This is a genomic window from Candidatus Pantoea gossypiicola (assembly GCF_008632075.1).
In the GTDB taxonomy this organism is placed as follows: Bacteria; Pseudomonadota; Gammaproteobacteria; order Enterobacterales; family Enterobacteriaceae; genus Pantoea; species Pantoea gossypiicola.
This window is the reverse complement of the sequence record NZ_VWVM01000007.1, coordinates 189,213-202,213: the sequence shown is the minus strand read 5'-3', so window position 1 is coordinate 202,213 and position 13,001 is coordinate 189,213. Positions and strand designations below refer to the sequence as shown.

General features: G+C 60.3%; 10 protein-coding genes. 9 read left to right on the top strand and 1 reads right to left on the bottom strand.

Annotated elements, in window-relative coordinates; genetic code table 11:
* The first annotated feature begins 36 nt into the window (after positions 1–36).
* Positions 37–537 (top strand): GNAT family N-acetyltransferase, encoded by a 501-nt coding sequence (locus tag F3I20_RS11530; RefSeq protein WP_150037584.1) that lies wholly within the window; start codon positions 37–39, stop codon positions 535–537.
* A 35-nt stretch (positions 538–572) separates the two neighbouring features.
* Here the strand turns inward: F3I20_RS11530 and F3I20_RS11525 are convergent, their stop codons facing one another.
* The gene (locus tag F3I20_RS11525) at positions 573–1,490 is read right to left on the bottom strand and encodes a sugar ABC transporter substrate-binding protein (RefSeq protein ID WP_150037583.1); all 918 of its coding nucleotides are present in this window, start codon (positions 1,488–1,490) and stop codon (positions 573–575) included.
* A 419-nt stretch (positions 1,491–1,909) separates the two neighbouring features.
* On the opposite strand from F3I20_RS11525, the gene F3I20_RS11520 reads away from it, so the two are divergent.
* The 8 genes from F3I20_RS11520 (at position 1,910) to kdpD (ending at position 12,971) form a co-directional block, all read left to right on the top strand.
* Entirely contained in the window at positions 1,910–3,301 is a 1,392-nt protein-coding gene (locus F3I20_RS11520) for an MFS transporter (RefSeq protein WP_150037582.1), read from the top strand.
* A complete protein-coding gene (locus F3I20_RS11515) occupies positions 3,282–4,238 on the top strand; it encodes a 2-hydroxyacid dehydrogenase (RefSeq protein ID WP_150011291.1) in 957 nt (318 codons plus the stop codon). Before F3I20_RS11520 ends, F3I20_RS11515 begins: the two co-directional genes overlap by 20 nt.
* Positions 4,239–4,395: 157 nt before the next feature.
* Positions 4,396–5,562, top strand: a complete 1,167-nt coding sequence (locus F3I20_RS11510) for an HD-GYP domain-containing protein (protein ID WP_150011289.1) — start codon at positions 4,396–4,398, stop codon at positions 5,560–5,562.
* A gap of 108 nt (positions 5,563–5,670) precedes the next feature.
* Complete coding sequence (gene kdpF / locus F3I20_RS11505) at positions 5,671–5,760, top strand: K(+)-transporting ATPase subunit F (protein WP_010253443.1); 90 nt, start codon at positions 5,671–5,673, stop codon at positions 5,758–5,760.
* Positions 5,760–7,448 carry a potassium-transporting ATPase subunit KdpA gene (kdpA, locus tag F3I20_RS11500; RefSeq protein WP_150037581.1) on the top strand — a complete coding sequence of 563 codons (1,689 nt, stop codon included), beginning with the start codon at positions 5,760–5,762 and terminating at the stop codon, positions 7,446–7,448. Before kdpF ends, kdpA begins: the two co-directional genes overlap by 1 nt.
* Positions 7,445–9,493, top strand: a complete 2,049-nt coding sequence (gene kdpB, locus F3I20_RS11495; protein WP_033734363.1) for a potassium-transporting ATPase subunit KdpB — start codon at positions 7,445–7,447, stop codon at positions 9,491–9,493. Before kdpA ends, kdpB begins: the two co-directional genes overlap by 4 nt.
* A 10-nt stretch (positions 9,494–9,503) precedes the next feature.
* Positions 9,504–10,070, top strand: a complete 567-nt coding sequence (gene kdpC / locus F3I20_RS11490; RefSeq protein ID WP_150011286.1) for a potassium-transporting ATPase subunit KdpC — start codon at positions 9,504–9,506, stop codon at positions 10,068–10,070.
* 225 nt (positions 10,071–10,295) lie between these two features.
* Positions 10,296–12,971 (top strand): two-component system sensor histidine kinase KdpD, encoded by a 2,676-nt coding sequence (gene kdpD, locus F3I20_RS11485; protein ID WP_150037580.1) that lies wholly within the window; start codon positions 10,296–10,298, stop codon positions 12,969–12,971.
* Positions 12,972–13,001: the final 30 nt, after the last annotated feature.

Genomic DNA, 13,001 nt, shown 5'->3' with positions numbered 1-13,001 from the left:
TAGTGCATGAACCCCATTCGGCTAACAGGAGAAAATATGGAAATTGTCATACGGGCACGGGAACCGCAGGATGCTGCCGCTTATCAGCGGCTTTACAGTCACCCGGACGTTTACCCCTGGACACTGCAATTGCCGTTTCCCAGCGTCGCCCTCTGGGAGAAAAAATTTGCCAGAATGGATGCCGAGGGCTTTATCGCCTTTGTCGCCGAAATCGACGGCGTGCTGGCTGGTGAACTGACGCTGTTTGTCGACAGTAAGCCGCGCACCCGCCACTGCATCAGCTTTGGGCTGGGGGTACATCCTGACTTTGCCGGACGCGGCGTCGGTGAACGCCTGATCCGTACCGCGATGGACTATTCCCGCAACTGGCTGGGCATTACCCGTATGGAGCTGGAGGTATTTCACGACAACGACCGGGCGCTGCGGCTCTATCAGCGGCTGGGCTTTGAGCGGGAAGGGGTGAAGCGCCAGGCCGCCCTGCGTGACGGGCAGCTGCGCGATGTCGTGATGATGGCGAAGCTGCTTAACGACGCGTAATAAACGGCGCGAGCACACGGCCGCGCCGTTCGGCATCACGGATTTTTCGTGCTGTATTGCTGCATATTCTGCCGCGTGACCAGCTCAAACGGGATCCACTGATGGGACGCTACTTTCTGGCCTTTGATCATCTGCTGCGCCACCTCAACCGATTTTCTGCCCTGACCCACGGCATCCTGGAAAACCGTAACCGCCAGTTTGCCGCTCGCCAGCGCTTTCAGGCCATCCGGCGTGGCATCAATACCGCCCACCAGAATGGTCTTCTTCGGCTTCGCCTGCGCAATCGCCATCGTCGCGCCAATCGCCATTTCGTCGTTGTTGGCGGCGACAATATCAATCTGTTCGCCGTTCGACAGCCAGCTGAGCATTAAATCCATGCCTTCATTGCGCGCATAGTTGGCTGTCTGCTTCAGCACGACTTTCATGTCGGGATACTTTGCCACCACCTGCTCCACATCCCGGGTGCGCTGCAGTGCGCCCGCATCGCTGAGATTACCGATCATGATGGCGACATTGCCACGGTAACCGGCCTGTTTTGCCAGTGCCTCCATCTGCAATGTGCCCGATTCGCGCTCGTCAGATCCGACGAACACCACGCCCGGTGGCAGGGTTTTGTCGCCGGGCGTGCGGTTAACGTAGACCAGCGGAATGTGCGCCTGCTGCGCCAGTTTCGTCAGCGCTGGGGTGCTGGCGGAGTCGACCGGATCGACAATAATCGCGTCCACTCCGGCGCTGATAAAGCTCTGCACCTGATCGGTCTGACGGCCGACGTCGCCGCGCGCATCTTCGAACTGCGCATCCAGCTGACGCGCTTTCGCCTCTTTTTCAATCGACTGGCGAATAATGGTCAGGAAATTCTGGTCGAAATAGGCCATCGAGACGCCAATCTTCTCTGCCAGCGCTGACGTGGAAAGAGAGAGCAGAAAGAGTAATGCCCATGCACGTTTTTTCATTGCGGACTCCAGAGGTTACCGGATGGAATGGATTTTTCATTTATTCTAAAAATAGAAAAGCAGGATCATTTGCAGCTTAAGAACTGCCGTCAGCTTTGACAACCGGCCCTTTTCACACTTGCTAGCGTCGCCACATTTTGCCGTGAAATTGCCGCGTCATAGCTGTCAGCGTCGGTTAAAACCCCGATCGGGCGCACACTCTGCGGCAAAGCGCCGCAGCTTTTCGCGCTTTTGTGCAGCGCCGCACGGGCAGTTGTGGCAGTTGCCAGAAAATCGTTTATTCGGACCAGACGATCTCAACATCCGCACAATGACCCTTAGTTAGCCTCCTATCTATATTTCCAGAAGCGGGAAATCTCAGCGTTATTCCTGAAAAAAACCTCGTGGCACAACCTGCCGCTTTTTAAGGAATTCAGCTCATGACTAAAGACCCAACGCCTCAACGGACAACGCATGTCCGCATCGGGATCCTCTGCCTGATCCTGTTTCTGTCGGTCGTGGCTTATGCCGACCGTTCGATCCTCTCGATCTCCGGATCGGCGATCAAAGAGGAGTTCGGCCTGTCAGCGATCCAACTGGGACTGATCCTCTCTGCCTTCAGCTGGGCCTACGTTATCGGTCAGATCCCCGGCGGACTGTTCCTTGACCGCTTCGGAGCCAAAAAAGTGTATGGCGTCACGCTGGCGCTCTGGTCGGTCTCGACACTGGCGATGGGATTTGTGGGCGAATTCTCCAGCGGCATGACCGGCGCGCTGATGCTGATGTTTGGTCTGCGCTTTATGCTGGGACTCATTGAGGCACCCAGCTTTCCCGCTAATGCGCGCGTGGTGATTATGTGGTTCCCTGGTGCTGAGCGAGGACGGGCATCATCGCTGTTCAGTTCGGCGCAATATTTTGCCGTCGCCATTTTCTCACCGCTGTCAGGCTGGCTGGTGTCGCGCTTCGGCTGGGAGTGGCCGTTCTTTGTGCTGGGCGGCATCGGCCTGCTGGCGGTGTTTGTCTGGGCAGCCTGGATGCGCGAGCCGCGCAACCATCCCGGCGTATCGGAAAGTGAACTGCGCCACATCATCGATGGCGGGGCGCTGGTGGATATCGACGCGGCGCAGACGCTAAAGGCCCGGCCACCGGTCAGCAAAGCGATGTTCAGAAAGCTGTTCACCAATCGCATGCTGTGGTGCGCCTATCTTGGTCAGTACTGCATCATTGCGCTCAGCTACTTCTTCATTACCTGGTTCCCGATCTATCTGGTGCAGGCGCGCGGCATGAACATTATGGAGGCGGGATTCGCCACCATTGCTCCGGCGCTGTTTGGTTTTCTCGGCGGGATCAGCGGCGGTTACCTGTCAGACAAATTAATTGCCCGGGGCTGGAGCGTCTCCTGGGCGCGTAAAACACCCTACATCGTCGGCATGCTGATGGCGTCGAGCCTGGTGCTGGCGGCGATTATTCCCGGTAATGGCGGCATCATCGCCATTATGTCCTTCGCCTTTTTCGGCAAAGGCATCGCGGCGGGCGCAGGCACCTGGACGGTGATCAGCGATACTGCGCCGAAAGAGGCAGTGGGTCTGGCGGGGTCCATTTTTAACGGCATCGGCAATATCGCCGGTTTCACCACGCCGTTGCTGTTCGGCATCATCGTCGGGCTGACCGGCAGCTACAGCATCGGACTGGCGTTTGTGGCGGCACACTGCGTGGTCGCGGCGCTGCTGTTCCTGCTGGTGATGGGACCGATTGAACGCGTGGGCGATGAGCGCGCTCGCCCGGCGGCCTGTAATAATCAGGAGAAAGAAGATGGCATTAAAGCAATATAAGGTGCTGATAAAAGGTAAGTTTCTGCCACCCGAGCTGATTGAGAATATCGAAAACGCGTTCACCGCCTTTCGACTGTGGGAGGCGGAGGATGAGGCAGCCTTTCTGACTGAACAGGGTGCAGATATCGACATACTGGTTACCAGCGGAAATGCGGTAATGGGCGCACCCGCCGCGCTGATCGCCGCGCTGCCCAACCTGAAAGCGATCTGCAGTAACGGCGTCGGGTATGACAGCATTGATACGGAAGCCGCCCGGTCGCGCGGCATTGTGGTGACCAACACGCCCGAGGTGCTGAATGATTGCGTCGCCGATCTGGGCATGGCGCTGCTGCTGGATGTGGCGCGCCGCATCAGTGAGGCCGATCGCTTCACGCGCGCCGGGTACTGGTCGCAGGGGCGCTTTCCGCTGAGCAGCAAAATCGGCGGCAAGGTGTGCGGCATCGTCGGGCTGGGCAATATCGGCCAGGCGGTAGCCAGACGTGCGCAGGCGTTTGATATGCAGATTCACTACTACAACCCGCGTTCACGTCCCGACGTACCCTTTACCCGGCATGAGAGCCTGGTGGCGCTGGCGCAGCAGGCCGATTTTCTGGTGCTCACGCTGCCAGGCGGGGCCGCAACGCGTCACATCATTAACGCGGATGTGCTGCAGGCGCTGGGCCCGCAGGGTTATCTGATTAACATCGCACGCGGCAGTGTGGTGGATCAGCAGGCGCTGGTGGCGTCGCTGGAAACCGGGCAGATCGCGGGTGCCGGACTGGATGTGTTTGAACAGGAGCCGCAGGTGCCTGACGCCCTGCGCCAGCGCGACAATGTGGTGATTACGCCACATATCGCCAGCAGCACCCGCGAAACCATGGCGGCGATGGCGGACCTGGTGTTTGAGAACATGCTGGCGATTGCCCGTGGAGAGCCTGCGCTCACCCGCGTAGTGTAACGGCAACAATGACTTAACCATGCTGCACAGAGCGTGAGGCAGGATGCCTCTCCTCTGACCACTTGTCCGCACGCTGCCTCCGCACAAAACAGCCTGAAGAATATTTGTCCAGCTGCCGATATCACCTTACTACCCGCTGATCGTAAGGAGTGATAGCGTGATAAAGCTGATTACCATTGATGAACTGCGGCCAGGGATGTTTATCCACAAGCTGGAGGTCTGGTGGATAAAGGACCAGCGCATTCATAATCAGATGCTGATCACCGATCCACGACAAATTGCCACGTTACGCAGTGAAGGGATCCGCCAGCTCTGGATCGACCTTGATCGATCCGTGCAGGCACCGATCGCCACCTCGATCGCGAAAAGAACCATTGGCCGCACCCCCTTTTTTCAGGAGATGGACCAGGCACAGCTGATCTTTCAGCAGGGCAAACCGAAAGTACTGGCGATGTTTAACGAAGCGCGGCTGGGTAACGGCCTGAAGCTCGATTATATGATGGATCTTGTGGATGAAATCGCCAGCTCGATCACGCGTGAACCCTCAGCGATGCTCAGCGTGGCGCGGCTGAAAAATCATGATGACTACACCTATCTGCACTCCATGGCGGTCTGCGGGCTGATGATTGCGCTGGGTAAAAAACTCGGGCTGGATGAGCAGCAGCTGCGTCGGGTGGGCATGGGCGGTTTACTGCATGATGTCGGCAAAGCCGCTGTGCCGCTGGCGATCCTGAACAAAGCGGGCAAGCTGACGGAAGAGGAGTTCAGGATTATGCGCGAGCATCCGGTGGTGGGCACGCAGATGCTGATTGAAGCCGACGCCGATGACGATCTGCTCGATATCGCCCTGCATCATCATGAAAAATATGATGGCAGCGGCTACCCGCATCGCCTGAAAGGAGAAGCGATTTCGTTCTACGCCCGGATGGCGGCGGTGTGTGATGTCTACGATGCAGTCACCTCAACCCGTTCCTATCGCAACGGCTGGACACCGGCAGAGGCGATGCACCAGATGCTGAGCTGGCGCGGCCACTTCGATCCGGGCCTGCTGCACACCTTCGTGCGCACTATCGGCATCTATCCGGTAGGTTCGCTGGTCCGTCTGGCCTCCGGCCGGGTGGCGCTGGTGGTGAAAGCGGGGGAAAAGTCGCTGATGCGTCCCTGTGTGCACGTCTTCTGGTCGCTGCACGCTCAGCGTGAAGTGAAACCGGAGGAGCTCGACCTCGGCGACAGTTTCTGCACCGACAGCATTGTGGGCGCAGAGGACAGTACGCTATGGGGCAACGTCGATCTCAATCGGATCTGGGCGCTGGAAGTCGCCTGATTTTTCGCCATTTTTACACTATTTTTACGCCTGCCCGCTGCATTTTAACCCCTTCTTTATACGCCTCCGCGCAAGCTAAGCCATAAATCCAATCCTCTGGAGGTTCCTGTGAGCGTGGGCGTAATAACCGGCATTGTGCTGGTGGTGTTGTTACTGGGCTATCTGATCTATGCCCTGTTAAATGCGGAGGCCTTCTGATGGCGGCCAATGCTTTTTTACTCATCGCATTTTATCTGGTGCTGCTGATGGTGCTGGCGCAGCCGTTTGGCCGGGGTCTGGCCGCATTAGTGGCCGACAAGCCAGTGTTTGCCCGTCTTGAAGCACCGCTGTGGCGACTGCTGGGCGCGCAGCAATCGGAGATGCGCTGGCCGCACTACCTGCTGGCGATTCTGCTGTTCAACGCGCTGGGCTTCGTGGTGCTGCTGACCATACTGCTGATGCAGGGCTCGCTGCCGCTGAATCCGCAGCAGCTGCCTGGCCTGAGCTGGCATCTGGCGCTCAACACCGCCGTGAGCTTCGTCACCAACACCAACTGGCAGTCCTACAGCGGCGAAAGCACCCTGAGCTATTTCAGTCAGATGGTGGGCCTGACGGTGCAGAACTTCCTCTCTGCCGCAACCGGGATCGCCGTAGCGTTTGCGCTGATCCGGGGTTTCGCTAATCGCAGCTCTGCGACCCTGGGTAACGCCTGGCGCGACCTGACGCGCATCACGCTCTATGTCTTACTGCCGATCAGCCTGCTGATGGCGCTGTTCTTTGTCAGTCAGGGCAGCATTCAGAACTTCGCGCCTTACCACAGCTTTACCACGCTGGAAGGCGTACAGCAGACGCTGTCGATGGGCCCTGTGGCGTCGCAGGAAGCGATCAAAATGCTGGGCACCAATGGGGGCGGCTTCTTTAACGCCAACTCCGCCCATCCGTTTGAGAACCCGACGGTGCTGACCAACCTGGTGCAGATGCTGAGCATTTTCCTGATCCCGGCCGCGCTCTGCTTCGCCTTTGGCGAAAGCGTGCGCGATCGTCGGCAGGGCCACATGCTGCTGTGGGCGATGACGCTAATGTTTGTCGCGGCGGTCGCCGTCGTGATGTGGGCCGAGCTGCAGGGCAACCCGCATTTCCTCCAGCTGGGGGCCGACAGCGCCGTCAACATGGAAGGCAAAGAGACGCGCTTTGGCATTCTTAACAGCAGCCTGTTCGCGGTCATTACCACCGCGGCCTCCTGCGGTGCGGTAAATGCCATGCATGACTCCTTCACTGCGCTGGGTGGCATGGTGCCGATGTGGCTGATGCAGCTGGGCGAAGTGGTGTTTGGCGGCGTGGGTGCCGGTCTCTACGGCATGCTGCTGTTTGTCCTGCTGGCGGTATTTATCGCCGGACTGATGATTGGCCGTACCCCGGAGTTCCTGGGTAAAAAAGTCGATGTGTGGGAGATGAAAATGACCGCGCTGGCGATTCTGGTCACCCCGGCGCTGGTGCTGATCGGCACCGCGCTGGCGATGATGACCGACGCTGGTCGCAGCGCAATGGCGAATCCCGGCATTCACGGCTTCAGCGAAGTGCTCTACGCCCTCTCCTCGGCGGCCAACAACAACGGCAGCGCCTTTGCCGGACTGAGTGCTAACACGCCGTTCTGGAACCTGCTACTGGCGGTCTGCATGCTGCTGGGCCGCTTCGGCATCATCATTCCGGTGATGGCGATAGCCGGTGCGATGGCGGTGAAAAAAGTGCAGCCGGTGGGTAACGGCACGCTGCCAACCCACGGTCCGCTGTTTATTGCCTTACTCATCGGCACAGTGCTGCTGGTGGGTGCACTGACCTTTATTCCTGCTCTGGCGCTGGGCCCGGTGGCTGAGCATCTGCAACTTGTTCAGGGACAATCCTCATGAGTCGTCAACAACAGGCGTTATTTGACGCAGCCCTGCTGCGTACCTCGGCCTGGGATGCGGTGAAAAAGCTCGATCCCCGGGTACAGTTCCGTAACCCGGTGATGTTTGTGGTCTGGCTCGGCAGCGTGCTGACCACGCTGCTGGCGCTGGCAATGCTGTCCGGCCGCATCAGCGGCAGCGCCAGTTTTACCGGCGCGATTGCGCTCTGGCTCTGGTTCACCGTGCTGTTCGCCAACCTGGCGGAGGCGCTGGCAGAGGGGCGCAGTAAAGCGCAGGCCAGCAGCCTGAAAGGGGTCAAAAAGACCAGCTTTGCCAAAAAACTGTCAGCGGCGCGCTATGGCGCGGAGTGGCAGCAGGTCAGTGCCGATGCGCTGCGCAAAGGCGATGCGGTGCTGGTCGAAGCGGGCGACATTATTCCCTGCGATGGTGAAGTGATAGAGGGTGGTGCCTCTGTGGATGAGAGCGCCATTACCGGTGAATCTGCACCGGTGATCCGTGAGTCAGGTGGTGACTTCGCCTCCGTGACCGGCGGTACGCGTATTCTCTCTGACTGGCTGGTGATCACCTGTAGTGCCAACCCGGGCGAAACCTTCCTTGACCGGATGATCGCTATGGTGGAAGGCGCGAAACGCCGTAAAACCCCGAATGAGATCGCCCTGACTATCCTGCTGGTGTCACTGACCATCGTGTTCCTGCTGGCGACCGTCACGCTCTGGCCATTCTCCGCATGGGGCGGTACGCCGGTCAGTATCACCGTGCTGGTAGCGCTGCTGGTCTGTCTGATCCCGACCACCATCGGCGGCCTGCTGTCGGCGATTGGGGTGGCGGGGATGAGCCGCATGCTGGGTGCGAACGTCATTGCGACCAGTGGCCGTGCGGTGGAAGCCGCAGGCGATGTGGATGTGCTGATGCTCGACAAAACCGGTACGATCACGCTGGGTAACCGTCAGGCGACCCAGTTCCTGCCCGCGCCGGGCGTCAGCGAAGAGCAGCTGGCTGACGCCGCGCAGCTCGCCTCGCTGGCCGATGAGACACCCGAAGGCCGCAGTATCGTGGTGCTGGCGAAACAGCGCTTTAATCTGCGTGAGCGCGATCTCAGCAGCATGGGTGCCAGCTTTATTCCGTTCTCAGCCCAGACGCGCATGAGTGGCGTGAACGTGCAGGACCGGCTGATCCGCAAGGGTGCGGTCGATGCAGTGCGTCGCCATATCGAAGCGAACCACGGTCGTTTCCCTGCCGAAGTGAATGCGCAGGTGGAAGAAGTGGCACGCAGTGGCGGCACGCCGCTGGTGGTGTCAGAGGGCGCTAACGTGCTGGGCGTGGTGGCGCTGAAAGATATCGTGAAAGGCGGCATCAAAGAGCGTTTTGCCGAACTGCGCAAGATGGGCATTAAAACGGTGATGATCACTGGTGATAACCCGCTGACCGCCGCGGCCATTGCGGCGGAAGCGGGCGTGGATGACTTCCTGTCCGAGGCGACCCCGGAAGCCAAGCTGGCGCTGATCCGCCAGTATCAGGCAGAAGGACGGTTAGTGGCGATGACCGGTGACGGCACCAACGATGCGCCTGCTCTGGCGCAGGCGGATGTGGCGGTGGCGATGAACTCCGGTACGCAGGCGGCAAAAGAGGCGGGCAACATGGTCGATCTCGACTCGAACCCGACCAAACTGCTGGAAGTGGTGCACATCGGTAAACAGATGCTGATGACGCGCGGTTCCCTGACCACCTTCAGTATCGCCAACGACGTGGCAAAATATTTCGCCATTATTCCGGCGGCGTTTGCAGCGACCTATCCGCAGCTCAACATGCTGAACGTGATGCAGCTGCATTCGCCCGCCAGCGCGATTCTGTCGGCGGTGATCTTTAACGCCCTGGTGATTATCTTCCTGATCCCGCTGGCCCTGAAAGGCGTCAGCTACCGCCCATTGAGTGCCGCTGCGCTGCTGCGCCGCAATCTGCTGATTTACGGTCTGGGTGGGCTGCTGGTGCCGTTTGTCGGCATCAAAGCGATCGATCTGCTGTTAGTGCTTTCAGGCATGGCCTGAGGAGAAAAAAATGAGTCAGTTACGTCCGGCAATTTTACTGTTGTTGCTGCTTACGCTTGTTACCGGCGTGGTTTATCCTTTCCTCACCACCGGACTGGCGCAGTGGCTGTTTCCGGCCCAGGCCAATGGCTCACTGCTGGAAGAAGATGGCGTGGCGCACGGCTCCGCGCTGATTGGGCAAAACTTTACCCAGCCCGGCTATTTCTGGGGGCGTCCTTCAGCCACCAGTGATAAAGCTTATAACCCGCTGGCCTCAGGAGGCAGCAATCTGGCCGCCAGCAACCCGGCGCTGGATAAAGCGGTCGCCGACCGCGTCGCGGCGCTGCGGGCCGCCAACCCACAGGCACCTGCAGCCGTGCCGGTGGAGCTGGTGACGGCTTCCGCCAGCGGGCTGGACCCGGATATTTCGCCCCAGGCTGCCCTGTGGCAGGCTCCGCGTGTCGCTGCCAGCCGCAACGTGCCGGTCGCGCAGGTCGAGGCGCTGATTGAAAAGATGACGCATCGTCCGCTGATGCCCTTCCTCGGCACGCCGACCCTCAACGTGCTGCAGCTGAACATGGCGCTCAACGAACTGTAATGGTGTTAAGAGCCTATCCCATCAGGCTATTTTATTTGTCAGTCTGAACCTGGGCAGTGCTCACACAGGCTGCTTTAGCAACCTGAACGCCTGTCAGGGCGGCCCTGAAGGGGCGAGCGCAGCGAGTCATCCTCACGTACTACGTGTACTACGGATTGTTCCGCGCTGTCCGTGTCCAGACTGTCTGCAACAATTACGCCTGTTGGCATAGGCTCTAAGGAAGCGATGAACCACGAACCCCAGCGTCCCGATCCCGACGCGCTGCTGCAGGCTAACCGCGAGAGTCATCGCGGACAGCTGAAGATTTACTTTGGTGCCTGTGCGGGCGTGGGCAAAACCTACGCCATGCTCCAGGAGGCACAGCGGCTGCGTGCGCAGGGTCTGGATGTACTGATTGGCGTGGTAGAAACCCACGAGCGGCCGGAAACTGCGCAACTGCTGACAGGCTTAACCCTGCTGCCGCGGCGCGCAACCGGCCGCTCGCGTCATGCGGAGTTTGATCTTGATGCCGCGCTGGCCCGCCATCCGGCGGTGATCCTGATGGATGAGCTGGCGCACACCAACGTGCAGGGCTCGCGCCATCCCAAGCGCTGGCAGGATATCGAGGAGCTGCTGGAAGCGGGCATCGACGTGCTGACCACTGTGAACGTGCAGCATCTTGAAAGCCTCAACGATGTGGTCGGCGGCGTCACCGGCATTCAGGTGCGCGAAACCGTGCCCGATCCCTTTTTCGACAGCGCCGATGAAGTGGTGCTGGTCGATCTGCCGCCCGACGACCTGCGGCAGCGGCTGAAAGAGGGCAAAGTCTACATTGGCGACCGCGCGGAACGCGCCATCGAAAACTTTTTCCGCAAAGGTAACCTCTTCGCCCTGCGTGAGCTGGCCCTGCGTCGCACCGCCGATCGGGTGGACGACCAGATGCGTGCCTGGCGCGATCAGCAGGGGCGGGATCGCGTCTGGCACACCCGCGATGCCATCCTGCTCTGCATTGGTGATGACAGCGGCAGTGAAAAGCTGGTGCGCACCGCCGCCCGGCTGGCAGCACGGCTCGGCAGTGAATGGCACGCGGTCTATGTCGAAACGCCCCGGCTTAACCGGCTGCCGGAAGCGCGGCGGCGGGCGATTCTGCGCACCTTACAGCTGGCGCAGGAGCTGGGGGCGGAAACGGCTACGCTCTCGGAACCGGATGAAGCGGAAGCGGTGCTGGGCTACGCCCGCGAGCATAACCTGGGCAAAATCGTCACTGGCCGTCGCCCGCAGCGGCGCTGGCGGCGTGATAGTTTTGCCGAACGGCTGGGCCAGCTCGGCCCCGATCTCGACCTGCTGGTCGTCGCACTGGATGAGCCGCTGAAGGATGCGCCGCATCCGCTGCCGGAAGGCCGCGTCACCAGTGACAAATGGCGCATTCAGCTGCGCGGCGTGATGATGGCGCTGGTGCTCTGCATCGTCGTCACCGCAGCCGGACAGTCGGTGCTGATCAATTTCGATCCCGCCAACTGCGTGATGATCTACCTGCTGGCGGTGGTGATCGTGGCGCTGCGCTATGGCCGCTGGCCGTCGGTGATCGCCACGGTGATGAATATCGTCGCCTTCGACCTCTTCTTTGTGGCCCCCACCGGCACGGTGGCGGTCTCCGACCTGCAATATCTGGTGACGTTTGGCGTGATGCTGGCCGTGGGCGTCATTGTCGGCAACCTTACGGCCGGGGTGCGCTATCAGGCGCGGGTGGCGCGCTACCGCGAACAGCGGGCGCGCCAGCTCTATGAGATGGCGAAATCGCTGGGCAGCGCGCTGACGCCGCAGGATATCGCCGCCACCAGCCAGCGGGTGCTGGATGCCACCCTACAGGCGCGCTGCCTGCTGTTGCTGCCGGATGAGCAGGGCGAGCTGCAACCCGTGGGCGAGGCGTTACCGGCCAGCGAGCCGGATCGCGCCATTGCGAAATGGAGTTACAGCAAAGGCCAGCCTGCGGGCGCGGGCACCGATACCTTACCGGCGGTGCCCTATCAGATCCTGCCGCTGAAAAGCGGCGCGCACTGCCGGGGTCTGCTGGTGGTGGAGCCGCAGAACCTGCGTCAGCTGATGATCCCTGAACAGCAGCGGCTGGTAGAAACCTTTACGGTACTGATTGCCAACGCCCTGGAGCGGATGGCGCTGTCGCACAGCGAGGCGGCGTCCCGGCTTTCGGCGGAACGAGAGCAGTTGCGCAATGCGCTACTGTCGGCGCTGTCGCACGACCTGCGCACCCCGCTGACGGTGCTGTTTGGCCAGGCGGAAATGCTGATGCTCGACCTGGCCAGCGACAACTCAAAATATGTGCCGCAGGCCAGCCAGATCCGCGAGCAGACGCTGAGCACTATCCGGCTGGTGAGCAACATGCTGGATATGGCGCGCATTCAGTCGGGCGGCCTCAACCTGCGTGAAGAGTGGCTGGCGCTGGAAGAGGTGATCGGCGGCGCGCTGAGCAGCATGGCACCGTCGCTGAAAGGGCATGAGGTTCAGCTCGATCTGCCGGATGACATCGTGCTGATTAAAGGCGACAGCACGCTGCTGGAACGCGTCTTCACCAACCTGATTGAGAACAGCCTGAAGTATGCCGGTAACAGCGCGCCGCGTGGAATCCGCGCCTGGCGTGCTGCGACACGGCTGGAGATTGCGGTCTGGGACAGCGGACCGGGCATTGCGGAAGAGGATTTAACCCGGATATTCGATAAGTTCTGGCGCGGTGATAAAGAGTCGGCGGTGCCGGGCGTCGGGCTGGGTCTGGCAATCTGTAAAACCATTGTCGAGAGCCACGGCGGCCAGATCTGGGCAGAGAACCGACCCGAAGGTGGCGCGGCATTTCGTCTTTCACTGCCGCTGCCGCCGGTCCCTGAAATTTCTGACGAAGGGCTGAAATAACTTCACAGTGGATCGGTTATACTTCCGGAC

Coding starts and splice junctions, on each gene's coding strand:
- kdpD (WP_150037580.1), top strand. CDS start 10,296: ATGAACCACGAACCCCAGCGTCCCGATCCCGACGCGCTGCTGCAGGCT.
- kdpB (WP_033734363.1), top strand. CDS start 7,445: ATGAGTCGTCAACAACAGGCGTTATTTGACGCAGCCCTGCTGCGTACC.
- F3I20_RS11520 (WP_150037582.1), top strand. CDS start 1,910: ATGACTAAAGACCCAACGCCTCAACGGACAACGCATGTCCGCATCGGG.
- kdpA (WP_150037581.1), top strand. CDS start 5,760: ATGGCGGCCAATGCTTTTTTACTCATCGCATTTTATCTGGTGCTGCTG.
- F3I20_RS11530 (WP_150037584.1), top strand. CDS start 37: ATGGAAATTGTCATACGGGCACGGGAACCGCAGGATGCTGCCGCTTAT.
- F3I20_RS11515 (WP_150011291.1), top strand. CDS start 3,282: ATGGCATTAAAGCAATATAAGGTGCTGATAAAAGGTAAGTTTCTGCCA.
- kdpC (WP_150011286.1), top strand. CDS start 9,504: ATGAGTCAGTTACGTCCGGCAATTTTACTGTTGTTGCTGCTTACGCTT.
- F3I20_RS11525 (WP_150037583.1), bottom strand. CDS start 1,490: ATGAAAAAACGTGCATGGGCATTACTCTTTCTGCTCTCTCTTTCCACG.